A 15,782-nucleotide genomic window follows, 5' to 3' on the forward strand; every position below is an offset into this window, starting at 1 on the left:
CAAATAATTACACATAGTAAGATATGCCTTTCTCACTTTTTAAAAAGGGCATATTTTACTACATGCCATAAATGCTTGACCTTAATCTCAAGGAATCGTCCCAGTTTTCTCTTTCGCCAGCTACCCGCAACGCGATGCACTCCTATCGTCTCGCTATCCACCGGATAATGATTGTTGGGAGCAACAAAATGCGTAGGATAAACCGTCAAGCCAGGCATCACTTGCTTTTCGTCCTTCATCTGCCATCCGAAAGACTTCGCCACAGCCGACATCGTATAAGGTGAAATCGTATCATTGAAAGAGCCATCCGGATTCTTGAAATGGCGGTTCTGATAATATTCAAACATCTTCTGGCAGAACGCATTGCCAGCAGTACCCATAAAGAAGGCAGCCTGCAAGCCAAACTCCTCCTTATCCTTCTCGTTGAAAGTGGCAAAGCCATCCTCTGGAAGAATCTCGTCGAAACGGCGATGCAGATAGATGTCGCTATCCATATAGATGCCGCCTTCCTTATATACGGCATAGAATCGCACCACATCGGCAGCGAAAGCCCACTTTCGAGCCTCCAGGGCCTCATCGATAAAGGCACAGCCAATAGACTTTGCCGCAGCATAATCCCAAACTTTAACTACATAGTCGGGCATCAGGCACTTCCATGTATCCAAACAAACCTTTATCTCTACAGGATAAGGGCCATTACTGAACCAACACAAATGTATTACCTTTGGTATCATATTCTTTTATGCTTATATCTAATTATCCTTTTTCTCCAAATATCTCTCAAACTTTTTCTTGTCTAAGATTTTAGACTCCTTAATACCTAAAGTATAAGGCAAATTATGCAAGAAACGATGTATTTTCGATAATGGTTTCTGCAAACGAGAATAATCATCGAATGGAGTCAACTTCTGATATTTGAAAAACAAGTCTCTCATCGGATGAATACAATTATAATGCCATGGCTTTTTACGGTAGCAATAATGCAATATACCAATATCACCAGCAACTGCAAGACATTTATTCCTCAAATTTATATCTGAATAATGTTTTGTCAAGAACACATCAATTTGGACATTCCATTTCATATCCAACATCTGTTTTTCTTTATATAAAACCGCATTCATAATGTCTTGATCGTTACGAACAACTTTATCTAAATTGGCTCTAAAATATTCTTTAAGACGATTTTCTACATTATGTTTACGCCAGTAATCTAAATTGATTAACAACATACCACCATTAAAATATCCATATTTACTATCATATTCTAAACGGCTGAAATATTCCTTAGGAGTTTCCAATAAGTCTTGTACACCTGCCACTGCAATATTTTCCATTGGCGTATTCCACAAATCTCTTAATGATTGCAACACCAACACATCACAATCCATATAGACTACTTTTTCTATAGTTTCCGGTAATATGGTAGCTAACAAACATCTATAAAAGACAGTCATAGAAAGACGCTTATGCCCCCATTTAAGTTCATAAGCTTCGAGTAAAAGCGATGGCACAGTATAAAAACTCACCAAAGCTTTACTATTTTTAACTTGATTAAATATAATTGTTTTACTATTACTCGTTAAATCATTAGCAACAATATGGAATGTGATATCATCCATTTTGTTATTTTCCAAAATAGAAGCCATCACTACTGTACAATAACGTACATAATTTTCGTCTATGGTAAGCGCAATATGTATCATTTGTAATTTATTTGTTTTGCAAAGATACGAAAAAAAACGCTAAAACAGCAAAAAATACAAGAAATATTTGTGATACTTAATTATGTTTAGTACCTTTGCACCTATACACAATATAAGCTTTAACATTTATTGTTTATCTTGCATGCAAGATTATGGCAATAAGGATGTTATAATATAAAGAAAGTAAGAAGTAAAGAAAGAACAAGAAGTAAAAAGAAAATAATATAAAAGGATAAAAGCAGTTATGAATAAGAAGCAATTGAAAATTGTAACAGGAGTAGCTATTGCTGTTCTAATCATATCCATCATTCCCATGTTATGGATAAGCCAGTATCTTCATCCATTTGCGGATGATTATGTCTTCGGTGCAGAAGTATATAAGATTTGGAATGAGACCCATTCATTTCCGGCTTGCGTTCAGACAGCCTGGAATGTAGCTATGACGATGTATCATACATGGCAGGGCACCTATTCCGCCTGCTTTCTCATGGCTCTACAACCAGGAGTATTCGGCCAATATTGGCTTGGAACATTCATCTTGATTTTCAGTTTGGTGACCTCCACTTACACCTTATTATATATGGTTATGCGAAAATTACTCCATTCGTCCAGATTGGAATATCTCTTCGTATCTACCCTCTTCGTTCTGATGACCATCCAGTTTACATGGTCATACTACGATGCATTCTATTGGTATAACGGGGCGATGTACTACACTTTATTCTATAGCATGTCTCTGTTTTTAGCATCTCTGCTCATAGGATATCAATTAAGTAGTTCCAAGTTCAAGAAAGCCCTTATCGGAGGGGCGTCCATCGTTCTATCCATCATCATTGCCGGCGGAAACTTCGTGTCAGGACTTGGCATGGGAGCGATTCTGTTTGCAGCCATTCTCATCATGAAGATGGAACAAAGAAAATGGCCACGTTTATATATTACTATTCTCACCATCTATGGCATCGCCTTCCTTTTCAGCGTGTTGGCTCCTGGTAATGCGTTCAGACAAGTTACCATAGAAAGCAAGCCAAATGTTGTCGTTGCATTCTTCATGGCAATAGGAAAGAGCTTCGAGTTCTTATCAGAATCCATCAATATCGCTCAAATTCTGATGTTGATGCTTCTTAGCCCTACCCTTGTCAAGGCGGCAAGTAGCTCGAGATTCAAGTTCTCTCACCCTTGGCTATGCATCCTGATTACCGTTACGCTTTACAGTTCATTCTTCTTCGCCCACAGCTATGCCATGGGAACAAGAGGACCGGGCAGAGTACAGAACATCTATTCGTATATACACCTGTGGCTCATCTGCATCAATATTTATTATCTTTCTGGAGCTGTTCTGAGAAAGGCTGAGGCAAAAGCGCCATTAAGCTCTGCCATTATAGATTTAGTAACGGCATCTAAGAAGAAATATGCCAACTCGCTGCAGTATGCGCCATATTGTGCCATTGTCATCTTGATATTATCCGTAAGTCTCAAGGAAAGGACAACCAACAGAACCGTTTCACTTATGTTGAAAGGAACTGCCGTGAAATTTGACAAGGAAATGAACGAGCGTGAACTGGCATTGAAGACGAATACCCAAAGTGCCATAACATTGAAGCCTCTTACGGTAAAAATGCCTTCGGATGCATTCAATGACATCATGATTTATCCAGGATATTGGATCAATCAGGGAATTGCCCGATACTACGGTAAAGATAAGATTGTTGCCTCACCAGCCGCAAACATGCAGGAATCTCCAACCATGCTTCTTGCACGTTGCAAAAGAGACATAGGACCAGGTAATTTGAAATTTGTATATATAAAATAATTGAACTCTTGCAAGTAAATTCCACACGCCCTTTTAGGGCGTGTGGAATTTACTTGCAAGAGTTTAGCACTTATAGCTCAGGCTTAAACTTGAGAAGTTGCTTATGGCTTAAACTTAATTCGTTTCCTATAACTCCAGTTTAAACTTAATAGGATGCTTCTTGCCATAGCGGGTCCAGAACTTGGCGCGTTCCTTCATCACATAATCTACAGCCTCATCCACGCTGTAATCTCTTACCTTGGCATATTCAGAGACCAGGATTCGGATGAATTCCTTAGGTCCCCAGAACTTTCGGAGATTATAGAGTCCTTCCTTGACGCTGATTTCTCCAAACTTCATGCGGTTGATATCCACGATGATGAAATGGAAGCCTTCATCATCCTGTTTCCACAACACGTTGCCTGGCGTAAAATCCTTATGCAGGATTTTCTTATTATGCATATCAGCAGCAAAATGCGCCAGCGCTTTAGACAGTTTCTCGTAGGTGCCAGGGACTGCATCGCCCACTTCGTAAAGCGTATGCAGGTTGTCACACTGCAGGGTGATGAGATAGGTATATCCCAAAAGCCCGATGGCATTACGCTCTTCGATAAGGGCAATAGGTGTAGGGGTTCCGATGCCTTTCTTCTCCAATATCATCGGATATTCGAAGGCACGCTCTCCCTTAGGCTTTCTGATGCCTAGGGAATAAATCAGACTGTTGGGTCCCTTTGGCACGTGATAGCGCTTCACATTAATAACAGTTCCATCAGGAGCTTCCATCACCTTAATAAGATTGCGACCCGTGTAAATCACACGTCCTTCCTTCTCGAACACATCCGGGATGCGTTCGATGAAACTTCTCATCTCTTCGTATTTTGGGTTTATCTTTATCTTCATTTCTTTATAGTACTTTTATATTTTTGCCTAGGATGGTTAGGAACACCAGGGAATAGCATTTCCAGGCTATTATCTTCTAACATCTTAGGAATTATAAAATTTCTTAAATAAATTTTATCTCGCCTTACAATTGCCGATAATTCATCTAAAGATAGCCACTCAGAACAAACAGAACAAATCAAAGTCTTTAAATTTTGATAAGACATTCTTTGTTTTACACGAGCACTTGCAATATTAGCCCCAGAACTTGCAATATTAGCCCCAGAGCTTGCAATATTAGCCCCAGAACTTGCAATATTAGCCCCAGAACTTGCAATATTAGACTCGGAACTTGCAATATTAGACTCGGAACTTGCAACCTTAGCATTCATAGGCAACCGATACTTGGTTCCTCTACCATATCCCTCCTGAACCAGCAATTTATGCTTACACATATCTTTCAACAAATCGGCAACTTCTGCCTTATGCTGGTTAAGGACAACCCTTAAGCTCTCATTTGTAATATATCCATCTGTACAAGTTGCATTAAGAGTCAACAGGCGTTCATGTCCCAAAGAAAAAACTTCTGTTCCAAATATCAGAACCAATCTTTCCTTTGTTCCTTCATCCATCATCGACTCCATCATCATTGTGAGTTCCACTAAGTCTGGCTGACTTAATGTTCTCAACATAGGTGCTCTCCAATTTGCAAATCGCCAACCAGCCAATATCTTATCAACTCCACTTCCCGCTTTTTCAGCAGAGCCAATCAACATAAACATCTTTTGAAGAGTCTTGTTGCGACATACGCTAGCACTTTCTCCATAATATTGCATTTTAGAAACCAACAGAGTTCCCGGGTTAGTAAAAACAATTTTATTGCTATACAATCGCACTACCATTGTTGCATTTTCCGAATAATCGGTATGAATACAAAAATTCACCAGAGCTTCGCGAACAGCCACATGCGCAGGAGTTTCATCACGACGAATATTGCCCTCCAAGATGAAAGGTTTTGGCAAGACCGCTGATAACCTTGGAAGAACACGAAGATAGAATTGGAATAAATTTGCCTCCCAAGTTCCATCAGGACAAATACGATTGGTCCATCGTATCTCAGGATTATCTGACAGCTTTTCTTGGTAATCAGGAAAGAAGTCAGGGCAACATTCATTATCAGTAATGGCATCTTCTTTACCAAACATCAAAACTCCTGCCACAGTAAAACCTCCTTCTTTCGTTCCACGATCAGTACGATAAGCACCTATCTTTTTAAGAAATTCAAAATCAGACAAAACAGACCAAGGATGATCTGGCTTGGCTAACTTAAATAATTGCCGATATTGAGCAACAGACTCCATATCTAAATCATCCAATGAATAATTTCTCAAAATGCGGCTATCAGCGGGATTAGAAACATTCGCATCTGAAAACATACGCTGCACTTCTCGCTCCGTACATTTATAATCACCTTCATGATTGCGCTTAAAAGTACCATTATAGGGCTGGGATGTTCTATAAACAGGACGCTGTTCTCTGGATGCACGAGGAATAAAGAATAACATAAGTTTGTGACCATTGTAATCTTCTACCACGACATCTTCTGTTTTTAACAGGTTGCAACTAACCGTAGCTCGATTATTCACATTATTCCAAAAGTCCTTGGTATATTTCTCTACCTGTTCATCAGATAGATTATCTATATAGAACTTACCTTTTCTTTCTATAACTCCAAGCACGATAACTCCTCCTTCGCTATTGGCGAAAGCTGAGTAAGTATCCCAAAAGCTACCAGGAAATCCACCGGCAGCACTTTTAAACTCCAAGTCATCACTCTCTACGCTATTCAAGAGTGAATCCAGATAATCCTCGAAGTTTAATCTATCACGTACTTCTAACATACAATTATATTCTTTAACAAGATACCTTCCTGGTATCTCATAGATTGCAAAGATACGAAAAACTATCAGAAACACCAAATTTTAGGAAGATTATCTTTCTTCCTTCATTGATACTTGCTTTTTTTATCCATTTTCTTGCAAGATTAAAGTATATTTCGTACCCAATAACATCATCATCGTTTTCATAAACAAAAAGAAATCCTATGAATATTCAAAAAATGAAATATAAATTCCATAGCGGAAAAAACAGCAAACCCTGGTATTACACCAAGGAATACGCTCGTCTGTATACACCTGCCTGCATCTTGATATGGAGGGGGGCAGCATTTACTTGACAAAGCCATCAAACAGCTTAACAGGTTCTTTAAGTAACAATAAGATGCCAGCCCAAGTGCTGGCATCTTATCTTTGATAAAGTTTCATAAATAAATGCCACTAGCATATCGACTTTCAAGAATATTTCGTAACTTTGTACTCAGTCATTGCAAAAAGTAAAGAACTATGGTAAGAGAAAGAAAGAAGCGAATCTATCGCAAGCGAATACCTTATGGTATGCAGAATTTTGAGGATGTGATAAAAGAGGATTGCTACTATGTAGACAAGACCCCATTCATCGAAGATATAGAAGACTCTAACAAGTACTTCTTCTTTATAAGGCCTCGCCGCTTCGGCAAGAGCCTTACCATCTCCATGCTTGAAAATTACTATGACATCAACAAGAAAGACAAGTTTGATGAAATTTTTGGCAAGCTCTATATTGGTGAGAATCCAACTCCCGAACATAATAGTTATCTCATCATCCATCTCAACTTTGCCATTATTGTAGGCGACCTAAACGACTACAAGCATGGCATGGACAATTATTGCAGGACGCAGTTTAATTACTTCGTGGATGTATATTCGCATCTCTTACCAGAAGGTACCAAAGAAGGCCTCAACCAACAGGAAGATGCCGTCAACCAATTAAACTATCTTTGCACCCAAAGCAAAAAATCTGGTCAGAAAATTTATCTCTTCATTGACGAGTACGACCACTTCACCAACCAGATTCTCGCACACAAGGAGCATGAACAGAGATACCGCATACAGACCCATGGCGAAGGATATCTAAGAAAATTCTTTGATACCATCAAAGGAGCAGCAGGCGATACCCTAGCACGTGTCTTCGTAACAGGCGTTAGCCCTGTAACGATGGATGACCTGACAAGCGGATTCAATATCGGCACCAATTACTCTCTGGCACCAGAATTCAATGAGATGACAGGATTCACAGAGAATGAAGTAAGAGATATGCTGGGCTATTACTCCAGTGTGTTGCCGTTCAATCACAGCGTGGATGAACTCATCAAGGTGATGAAGCCATGGTATGACAACTATTGCTTTGCTGAAGAGGAGTACGGAAAAACTACAATGTACAATTCTGTGATGGTACTTAACTTCTTAGACAAGTACATCCGCAACAACTACGACATTCCTAAGAATATGGTAGAGAGCAATGTACGCATCGACTATGACAAGGTACGCATGCTTATCCGTCATGACAAGGAGTTTGCTCATGATGCCAGCATCATCCAGCAGTTGGTAACCCAAGGATTCGTCACAGGTAAGCTCGTAGAGAACTTCCCTGCCGAGCGCATCAACGACCCAGACAACTTCCTGAGTCTGCTCTTCTATTTCGGCATGGTAACGATAGATGGTGATTACAAGGGAGTCACCAAGTTTATCATTCCAAACGAGGTAGTACGAGACCAGATGTATACATATCTCTTAGACACCTACAAGGAGAACGATTTGACCTATGATAATTTCAATAAGGGAAAATTAGAGTCTCAATTGGCATACGATGGCAACTACAAGGCATACTTTGAGTTCATCGCCGACAGTCTGAAGCGTTACTCTTCTCAGCGTGACAAGCAGAAGGGAGAAGCATTCGTGCATGGTTTCACCTTGGCGATGACCAGCCAGAACCAGTTCTATCGCCCTATCTCAGAGCTAGACAACGATGGTGGCTATGCCGACATTTTCCTTTCTCCGCTCTGCGACATCTACAAGGACATGGTGGACAGTTACATCATCGAACTGAAATACTGCAAGACCAATACCGCCGATGAGCAGCTGCAAGTTCTCTTCAAGGAAGCCTCTGCCCAAATCTGCCGCTATGCCAATAGCGACATTGTCAAGGAGTCGGTCAAGACCACTAAGCTCCACAAACTCGTAGTTATCTACCGAGGAGCAGAAATGGTAATGTGCGAGGAAGTAACGGAAGAATAGAAAAACTATATAAACAGTTAATCCCCCATCACGCAGCCAAAGCGTGGTGGGGGATTACTGTTTCTGATAAAATCGTTTTTTATTGCTGATGTCGCTCGATATATTCAGCAGCCTGGATATTCGAGAACACATAGTTCTTCAAATCCTGGAACTTAGATTCCTGCTTGGTTTCCTTCAGATTACCATTCGGCAACACATCATAGCAGAAACTGCGGTTCATCGACGGATTATAGACAAAGCAACGCTGATGGTCTCTTGCCACAATCTGGTTATCTGCCGAATAGAATACCATCGGGCGCTCCTGTTTCAGCAAATCCACGCCGAAGCCCTCGTACTCATAATTCAGATTCATCAGACCGAAAAGCGTAGGCATTACATCTACCTGCATACCCAAACCGGCATACTGCTGCTGCGGAACACCAGGACCAAAGATGATGAGCGGAATGTGGTTGTAAGACTGAGGCAACTCGCCCTCGCTCTTACCCACCAGCTTACCATGGTCTGCCTGAATCACGAATATCGTGTTCTTATACCAAGGCTCCCGGCTTGCCTTCTTCAGAAAGTCGCCTATCGCCCAGTCGGCATACTCCACAATCTGTGTTTCCTTCTCCTTGGTCTTCGGCTTGAAGAAATCAGGAATGATATATGGCGGATGATTGCTCACGGTGAGGATGGTAGCCATGAAAGGCTTGCCCGTCTTCGCCTTCTGGTTGATGGTGTTGAGGGCATAGTCCATCTCGAAATGGTCGCTCACACCAAAACTGTTCACCACCTCGCTCTTAGGATAGTTCTCCTGAGAGAAGATGTCATCGTAGCCATTGGTCTGGAAGAAAGCCTTCATGTTGTCATACTGTGCCTCGTGAGTCATGAAGAACATGTTCTCGTAGCCATACTTCTTCAACACCGTGGCGATACCCTTGCGGCGTGGAGTTACCGTTCCCTTCATCAGGTTGCGGAACATGAGGGCAGGGAAACTGTAGAGCGTAGCCGTCATGCCATGGTTGGTATGGATGCCGGAACTATAGAAGTGGGTGAACGCCAGAGAATGCTGATAGAGCGAATCGAGCGTTGGAGTGAGCGGCTGCTGATTGCCGAATGTGCCCAGCAGGTTTGCCGACATCGACTCCATCAATATCACCACCACGTTAGGATGATTCTTCTTCGCAGGAGATTGACCCATCTTCATCATCAGGGAATCGTTCACCACCTCACGCTTCAGAATATTCGTGCTATCCACCTTTCCCGTAATACCCAGCCACTGGCGGGTATTCGTGATAGCCTCAGCGTATGGCATGAGATGCAACTCCTTGTTCTCCTTGCGCATATCGTCGAGCGCAGAAGTAAGGAGATTGAATGCCGGATTGATGCCGAGCTGGTTGAGGAAAGAATCCTCGCAATAGTAAGCCTGGCTCACCTTGATAGGGTTATAGCCCATTCTGCCACGGATGCCGAAGAGACAGGCACCTATCATCACAGCAGAAATAAGGAAACGGCTGACTACCTGCACCAGGTGCATATTGTCCTTAGGCAGAAGGAAGAGCCCCTCGAAGTAGCGGCGCAGACGGACGAGCGCATAGATAAACGACCCCGTAAACACGAAATAGAGGGCGATATAGAGCCAGTAGGAAGACTCCTGCAAGAGCATGCCCGATGTGGTGGCTACATAGCCGAACCACCCGAATATGCTGGAATTGATGTTCTTGAAGAAATACTGGAAATAAGGAGTATTGGCTGCCGAAGGCATGAAGGCGATGGCAAACCATGCCGCATACCAGATGTTGATGCCACGCAGCAAACGGCGATGACACCACCCCAGGCTGGCTGCTATCAGGAGCACAGCCACAGGCAATACCGAAATATAACAAGCTATGACATTATCAAACCATACACCCTTGACAAACGCCATTACCCTACTCGCCTCTGCATCTACAATCATGCCATGCAGGGCGATAAATTCTACCAATCTGAACAAAGTCATCACCAGCAATGCCAATACATGCACCGAAAGGAGATACCCAAAAGCCTTAAAATATCGTTTCATTTTTATTCTACTTTAGAAATCGGGTGCAAAGTTAATAATTATATCCTAATAAAAGCAAAATTTCTAGCCTTATTCTGTCTATAAACAAATAATTATATGTAACTTTGCAGCCAAAATAACAAAACAAGACTTCGATAAGACATGAACATCAAGTACAACAAAGCCCTATGGCTCATCATCATCCTGGCTATCGTGATGATGATTCCATTCCTCGGACTCATAGATTTCAATACCAAGGGAGAGCCGCGCGAAGCGGTGGTTGCCTACACCATGCTGGAACATGGCAACTGGATTCTGCCTATCAACAACGGAGGTGATATCCCTTACAAACCGCCATTCTTCCACTGGTGCATCGCCTTCTTCAGCCTCTTCATCGGCCATGTGAATGAGTACACCTCACGTCTTCCATCCGCCGTATCGCTGGTATTGATGACCATTGGCGGCTTCGTATTCTATGCCAAGCGCAAGAACGCCCCAACCAGTCTCATCGCAGCCATCCTCACGCTCACCGCCTTCGAGGTGCACCGTGCGGGTATGAACTGCCGTGTAGATATGGTGAACACCGCCTTTATGGTGGGAGCCATGTATCTGCTCTACCGCTGGTGGGAGAAAGGAAAGCACCAGTTGCCTTGGCTCGCTATCCTCTGCATGAGTGGCGCTACGCTTACCAAAGGACCGGTGGGCATCATTCTGCCTTGCTTTGTGATGGGCGTATTCATGCTTACCCAACGTGAGAACTTCTGGGGCATCGTATGGCGCATGGCTCTAACCGCCCTGCTCTCGCTCGTTATTCCTTTCTGCTGGTATTATGCAGCCTATCTGCAAGGCGGCGATGAGTTTCTGCGCCTGGTGAAGGAAGAGAACATCGACCGATTCATGGGCAAGATGGCATACGAATCGCACGAGAACCCAGCGTGGTACAACCTTCTCACGCTCATCACGGGCTGGTTGCCTTACACCTTTTTATTATTGTTCTCGCTCTTCATTCTGCCATGGAAGAAGTTCTCGAAGACCCGTTTCCTTGAGAATGCGAAGAAGGCTACTCCGCTGCAGGTGTTCACCTGGCTCGCCTTCCTCCTGGTACTCTTCTTCTACTGCATCCCAAAGAGCAAGCGCAGCGTTTATCTGCTGCCATGCTATCCGTTCATGGCCTATCTCATCGCCGAATACATCGTTTGGATGATGAAGGAGAAGATGGGAGCCTTGAAGGTTTATGCCGGGGTGATTGCTTCGATAACCCTGATTCTCAATATCGCCCTGCTGGTGGTAAAAAAAGGATGGGTGCCAGAAAGCATCTTCCACGGCAAGCATGCCATAGACAATATCGCCATGCTCCATGCGCTCGAAAACAACGATTTGCTCATCCCATGCAGCATCTTTATGGTTATCACTTTGGGGGGAGTTTACCTCATCTTCCGGGCACTCAAGAAGAAGAATCCAGACAATATTGTTTCATATACTCTTGCCACCATCGTGGGGCTCTTCCTGATGCTCGACTCCAGTCTGCAGCCACCTGTGCTCAACACGAAGGCCGATAAGCATCTGGCGCCAGTTATCGAGAAGAAGTTTGATACCAGCAAACTCTATTCTTATATGTCGGTAGATATGCTGCATTTCTTCAGCCTCAACTTCTATCTGGGCGATAAGATCCAGCAATTTGACAAGGTATTGCCACAGGATGGCGTGCTGATGATTCCGGAAGAAGACATGCCTGATTTCCTTGAGAAATTCGGCAAGGACTATACCTTCCAGAAGGTTTGGGAAGTAAGAAAGACGGTAGAATGGCACAACAAGGTAGGTTTCTACCGATTCGTGAAGACTAGTGCCAATATTGCACTTAACAAATGAGTAGTGATTAATTATTAGTGATTAGATACAAAAATAGCATCGGGATTATAAGTACCGATGCTATTTTTGTATCTATCAAATTGATATTCTTCTTATTTTCTTTCTTCGATAAGATTATACTCTTTCTTCGATGAAGTATCGTGGGCGACGTTTCACCTCGGTATAAATCTTGCCGATATAAACACCCGTGATGCCTACACCCGTGGTGATGATGCCTCCGATAAACCACATGGAGACGAGCAGGGAGGTCCAGCCCTGAATGGTCTTGCCCTGGAAATATTCTACCAAGGCAAAGATAATCATGATGATTGCTACTAAAGTCATCGCCAAACCCAGGAAGGTGATAAACTTCAATGGTGCCACGGAGAACGAAGTGATGCCATCTATACTGAAACTCAGCATCTTGGTAAACGGATACTTACTCTCACCCGCCTCACGAGCCTTGCGGTCGTAATAGACGAACCCCTCTCGAAAACCCAACTGGCGGACGATGGCTCTGAGGAAAAGATTGCGCTCAGGATACTGCATCAGCGCCTTTAGGGTGCGGTTGGTCATCATGCGGAAATCGGCATGATTGTAAACCGTCTCCTTATCCACACTCTGCATCAGTTTATAGAAAGCCTGGGCGGTAAAGCGCTTGAAGAAGGTATCGGTCTTGCGCTCCTTGCGCACACCATAGATGATATCCTTGCCTTCCTGCACCTGGCGCACCATATCCACGATAACATTCTCATCGTCCTGCAGGTCGGCATCGATACTTACCATCGCATCACAATGGTCTACCGCAGCTTCCATACCTGCCCAAAGCGCATTCTGATGGCCCCGGTTATGCGACAGTTTGATACCATGCACATACCCATGCTCCTTGGCAGCATTCGAAATCATCTGCCAAGTATGGTCACGACTGCCATCGTCGACAAGCAGCAGTTCTGTGTCGGCATCAGTCTCTTTCTTAATTTTTCTGATCAATGCCCCCAGCACATCTAAGGTCTTAGGCAGCACTTCTTCCTCGTTATAACAAGGGATAACTATCAATATCTTCATTTATAAGCCAGTATTTATTCAAGATGCAAAAGTAACTCATTTTTTCTATTTAAACAAGAAAAACGGTTAATATTTTTTATTCTTGATATATTTTTCCCGTTTTTCTCCATTCTTTCTTACCATTTCCACTTTACCTGTATCTCCAGATCAGATTGTGAAGAGCGGGAGATTTCCTGCAAACCAGAAGAGATGTGAGAGCGGTCGAAATAATCGGTTGTACCCAATTTGGCGATAAGCAGCAGATGGGAACCTATCTCTGAGCGTGCCACCAAGGCGTAACGGATGCCCTCGCCGTAGTAGCTGCCGAAACTCATCTGATAGAGCAGACCAGGCTCATAAGCGTAGATACGGGAGGCGAAATCGGAAGTATGAAAATAGCCCAGGCAGCCTCTCAACGTTCCTTTCAACTGCTTCTTCCATTTCCATTCCCATCCTATATGCTCGCTCACCATATAGCCTTTACTAAGCTCATCGCCCTCATTCTTCATCGTGCTTTCCGCCTGGCTCATCGTATAGTCTAAACTGGTTTTGGCGCTCCATCGTTTTTGGACTATTGTGGCATAGAGGCGCAGACGGCCGGTCGTGGTTCCCGCCTTATCCTTATAACGGAACCTTCCTCCTACCGTCAGGACTCTGGAGGGCTGGAAGAGAATATTCACCAGATTATCCCAACTCTGAGTGCTCTCCCTGGTCTGATACTTAGGCCAGGCGAAATAGGCGAAATCGCTATAGGCTGTGATGCTCCAATGATGGGCAGGAATCCAGGTAAAGCCCAGATATACGCCGTTTTCATCCTGCACATCGCTCCCCTCGGAAAAGCTGTTGCTGAAGAGAGAATAGTATCGGGCAGAATAGAACCTGTGAAGAGCCATGAGCGTGAAATGGTCGGAACAGAGATAGGAGACGGCATTGAGCGTGGCTATGGAACCGCAATCGCCCGTAGCCGTCTCGCCAGAAAGGGTGAAGCGATGGGAGATGTAACCATAGCTGATGCTGGCATTCCAGAAGGCATTCCCCTCTGGAGCAAAACGCTTGTAAAGCTGGCTTTTATTGGGCGTGAGCGGCAGGGAGAAAGAGGTATAAAAGGCTGTACCTCCGATGTGCCAGCCCTGATGTCGGTAACTGATGTTGCCTCCTACAAGTGTATTGGATGCTATCTTCTGTTTGGCAATCTCATTCACCGTGCGATGCAAACCGGTCTTCAGGATGGTCTTGATGCCCCCGCCGTCAGCAGAAAGCGTAGCATCTATCTGGCGATAAGAAAGAAAGCCGGTCAGTTCCAGTCCTTTCAATAAGGTATAGGTGGCGGCGGCGCCTTGCAGATAATTGGCAGAGGAGCGGGAGGAATGACCGCGGATGATGCAGGAAGATGATCTGCCCAAGGAGGTTAAGGCAGAGAGTTTGCCGAAGCCGAAATCATTATTGAGTATCAGTCCTAATCCTGCATTCAGTCTGTATCTGCCCAGGGTGATATTCTTCCATCTGCCCAGATTCTTTACCTGAAGATAGAAGGAATAGAAGTCGTAACCCATCGTGTTCCTGCCTCCGGAAAATGGTTCGCCGGCATCCTGAGAAGCTACGAATCCCAGTTTGACGGAATTGCCGTAGCGAAACTGGTAGCGCAGTCCGTGCTTGTAAGGATAACCCAGATAGCCGTCGGTTCCGCTTGCATCGCCCTTGCGCTCATAAAAAGGAACCTTCAGCATGCCCATCACTTCGTGCTTGCCATACTGGGCGATGTTTTTAAGACTGGGAAAAGCCGGCTTGCTCCCGTCATCGGCCACATAGAAAAAACAACTCATCAGCTGGCGCTGGTACCAGTCGATACTGCTTATCAGGGTAAGCTCGCTCATACTCTTCAGCTGTCCATAGCGGTAGATATAGAACAGGATGTCTTCTACCTGCGATGCAGTAAGAAACGGCATGCGCTCCAGTTCTTCTCTCGTTGCCGTATTCAGATTGACGGGATGCTGCGCCATCTCCTCCAAATCTTCTTCATAGTCCTGCCAGGCTACATGCTCGAAATCTTCGGATGAAGAAAGGTAGGACAGCAGTTGCTGCCAGGGTGGCGAAGCGGAAAGAGAATCTTCAGGCGCGGCGCTCTGTTCTGAAAGAGAGGAAGATTGGGCTTGAGCCCATAAGACACAGAAGATTTGGGAGCTGCCTACGAGAAACAGTTTCAACAAGAGGGCTGTTATGGAATGAGCATGCTTCATCTGCAGTAGGCACTTCATTTATTAAATTAAGACAAAGTTACTGCTAAAATACGAAAAAGAGAAAGAAAAAGCCAAGAATCTTTCTCA

General features: G+C 43.8%; 10 protein-coding genes. 3 read left to right on the plus strand and 7 right to left on the minus strand.

Annotated elements, in window-relative coordinates; genetic code table 11:
- Positions 1 to 32: 32 nt before the first annotated feature.
- Entirely contained in the window at positions 33 to 734 is a 702-nt protein-coding gene (locus DWV53_RS03775) for a glycosyltransferase family 32 protein (protein ID WP_118151719.1), read from the minus strand.
- An 18-nt stretch (positions 735 to 752) separates the two neighbouring features.
- On the minus strand, positions 753 to 1,706 hold the full coding sequence (locus DWV53_RS03780; protein WP_118151721.1) for a glycosyltransferase family 8 protein: 954 nt from the start codon (positions 1,704 to 1,706) through the stop codon (positions 753 to 755).
- A 244-nt stretch (positions 1,707 to 1,950) separates the two neighbouring features.
- Between DWV53_RS03780 and DWV53_RS03785 the strand changes: the two genes are divergently transcribed.
- On the plus strand, positions 1,951 to 3,516 hold the full coding sequence (locus DWV53_RS03785; RefSeq protein ID WP_118151723.1) for a DUF6056 family protein: 1,566 nt from the start codon (positions 1,951 to 1,953) through the stop codon (positions 3,514 to 3,516).
- Between the two features lie 126 nt (positions 3,517 to 3,642).
- Here DWV53_RS03785 and DWV53_RS03790 read toward each other — a convergent pair whose 3' ends face one another.
- Together DWV53_RS03790 and DWV53_RS03795 are read right to left on the minus strand one after the other, a co-directional pair.
- Positions 3,643 to 4,395 (minus strand): lipopolysaccharide kinase InaA family protein, encoded by a 753-nt coding sequence (locus DWV53_RS03790; protein WP_118151724.1) that lies wholly within the window; start codon positions 4,393 to 4,395, stop codon positions 3,643 to 3,645.
- The gene (locus DWV53_RS03795; protein WP_118151756.1) at positions 4,392 to 6,275 is read right to left on the minus strand and encodes an RNA-binding domain-containing protein; all 1,884 of its coding nucleotides are present in this window, start codon (positions 6,273 to 6,275) and stop codon (positions 4,392 to 4,394) included. The genes DWV53_RS03790 and DWV53_RS03795 overlap by 4 nt, the downstream gene beginning before the upstream one ends.
- Before the next feature lie 501 nt (positions 6,276 to 6,776).
- On the opposite strand from DWV53_RS03795, the gene DWV53_RS03800 reads away from it, so the two are divergent.
- Entirely contained in the window at positions 6,777 to 8,546 is a 1,770-nt protein-coding gene (locus tag DWV53_RS03800) for an ATP-binding protein (RefSeq protein ID WP_118151726.1), read from the plus strand.
- Positions 8,547 to 8,625: 79 nt separating this feature from the next.
- Here the strand turns inward: DWV53_RS03800 and DWV53_RS03805 are convergent, their stop codons facing one another.
- Entirely contained in the window at positions 8,626 to 10,587 is a 1,962-nt protein-coding gene (locus DWV53_RS03805; protein WP_118151728.1) for an LTA synthase family protein, read from the minus strand.
- 141 nt (positions 10,588 to 10,728) lie between these two features.
- On the opposite strand from DWV53_RS03805, the gene DWV53_RS03810 reads away from it, so the two are divergent.
- Entirely contained in the window at positions 10,729 to 12,435 is a 1,707-nt protein-coding gene (locus tag DWV53_RS03810; RefSeq protein ID WP_118151729.1) for an ArnT family glycosyltransferase, read from the plus strand.
- Positions 12,436 to 12,549: 114 nt separating this feature from the next.
- Here the strand turns inward: DWV53_RS03810 and DWV53_RS03815 are convergent, their stop codons facing one another.
- On the minus strand, positions 12,550 to 13,479 hold the full coding sequence (locus DWV53_RS03815; RefSeq protein ID WP_118151731.1) for a glycosyltransferase family 2 protein: 930 nt from the start codon (positions 13,477 to 13,479) through the stop codon (positions 12,550 to 12,552).
- Between the two features lie 116 nt (positions 13,480 to 13,595).
- Entirely contained in the window at positions 13,596 to 15,713 is a 2,118-nt protein-coding gene (locus tag DWV53_RS03820) for a helix-hairpin-helix domain-containing protein (RefSeq protein WP_118151733.1), read from the minus strand.
- Between the last annotated feature and the right edge of the window lie 69 nt (positions 15,714 to 15,782).

The sequence above is a fragment of the Segatella copri genome, assembly GCF_003465495.1.
In the GTDB taxonomy this organism is placed as follows: Bacteria; Bacteroidota; Bacteroidia; order Bacteroidales; family Bacteroidaceae; genus Prevotella; species Prevotella copri_G.

Coding starts and splice junctions, on each gene's coding strand:
- DWV53_RS03775 (WP_118151719.1), bottom strand. CDS start 734: ATGATACCAAAGGTAATACATTTGTGTTGGTTCAGTAATGGCCCTTAT.
- DWV53_RS03780 (WP_118151721.1), bottom strand. CDS start 1,706: ATGATACATATTGCGCTTACCATAGACGAAAATTATGTACGTTATTGT.
- DWV53_RS03785 (WP_118151723.1), top strand. CDS start 1,951: ATGAATAAGAAGCAATTGAAAATTGTAACAGGAGTAGCTATTGCTGTT.
- DWV53_RS03790 (WP_118151724.1), bottom strand. CDS start 4,395: ATGAAGATAAAGATAAACCCAAAATACGAAGAGATGAGAAGTTTCATC.
- DWV53_RS03795 (WP_118151756.1), bottom strand. CDS start 6,275: ATGTTAGAAGTACGTGATAGATTAAACTTCGAGGATTATCTGGATTCA.
- DWV53_RS03800 (WP_118151726.1), top strand. CDS start 6,777: ATGGTAAGAGAAAGAAAGAAGCGAATCTATCGCAAGCGAATACCTTAT.
- DWV53_RS03805 (WP_118151728.1), bottom strand. CDS start 10,587: ATGAAACGATATTTTAAGGCTTTTGGGTATCTCCTTTCGGTGCATGTA.
- DWV53_RS03810 (WP_118151729.1), top strand. CDS start 10,729: ATGAACATCAAGTACAACAAAGCCCTATGGCTCATCATCATCCTGGCT.
- DWV53_RS03815 (WP_118151731.1), bottom strand. CDS start 13,479: ATGAAGATATTGATAGTTATCCCTTGTTATAACGAGGAAGAAGTGCTG.
- DWV53_RS03820 (WP_118151733.1), bottom strand. CDS start 15,713: ATGAAGTGCCTACTGCAGATGAAGCATGCTCATTCCATAACAGCCCTC.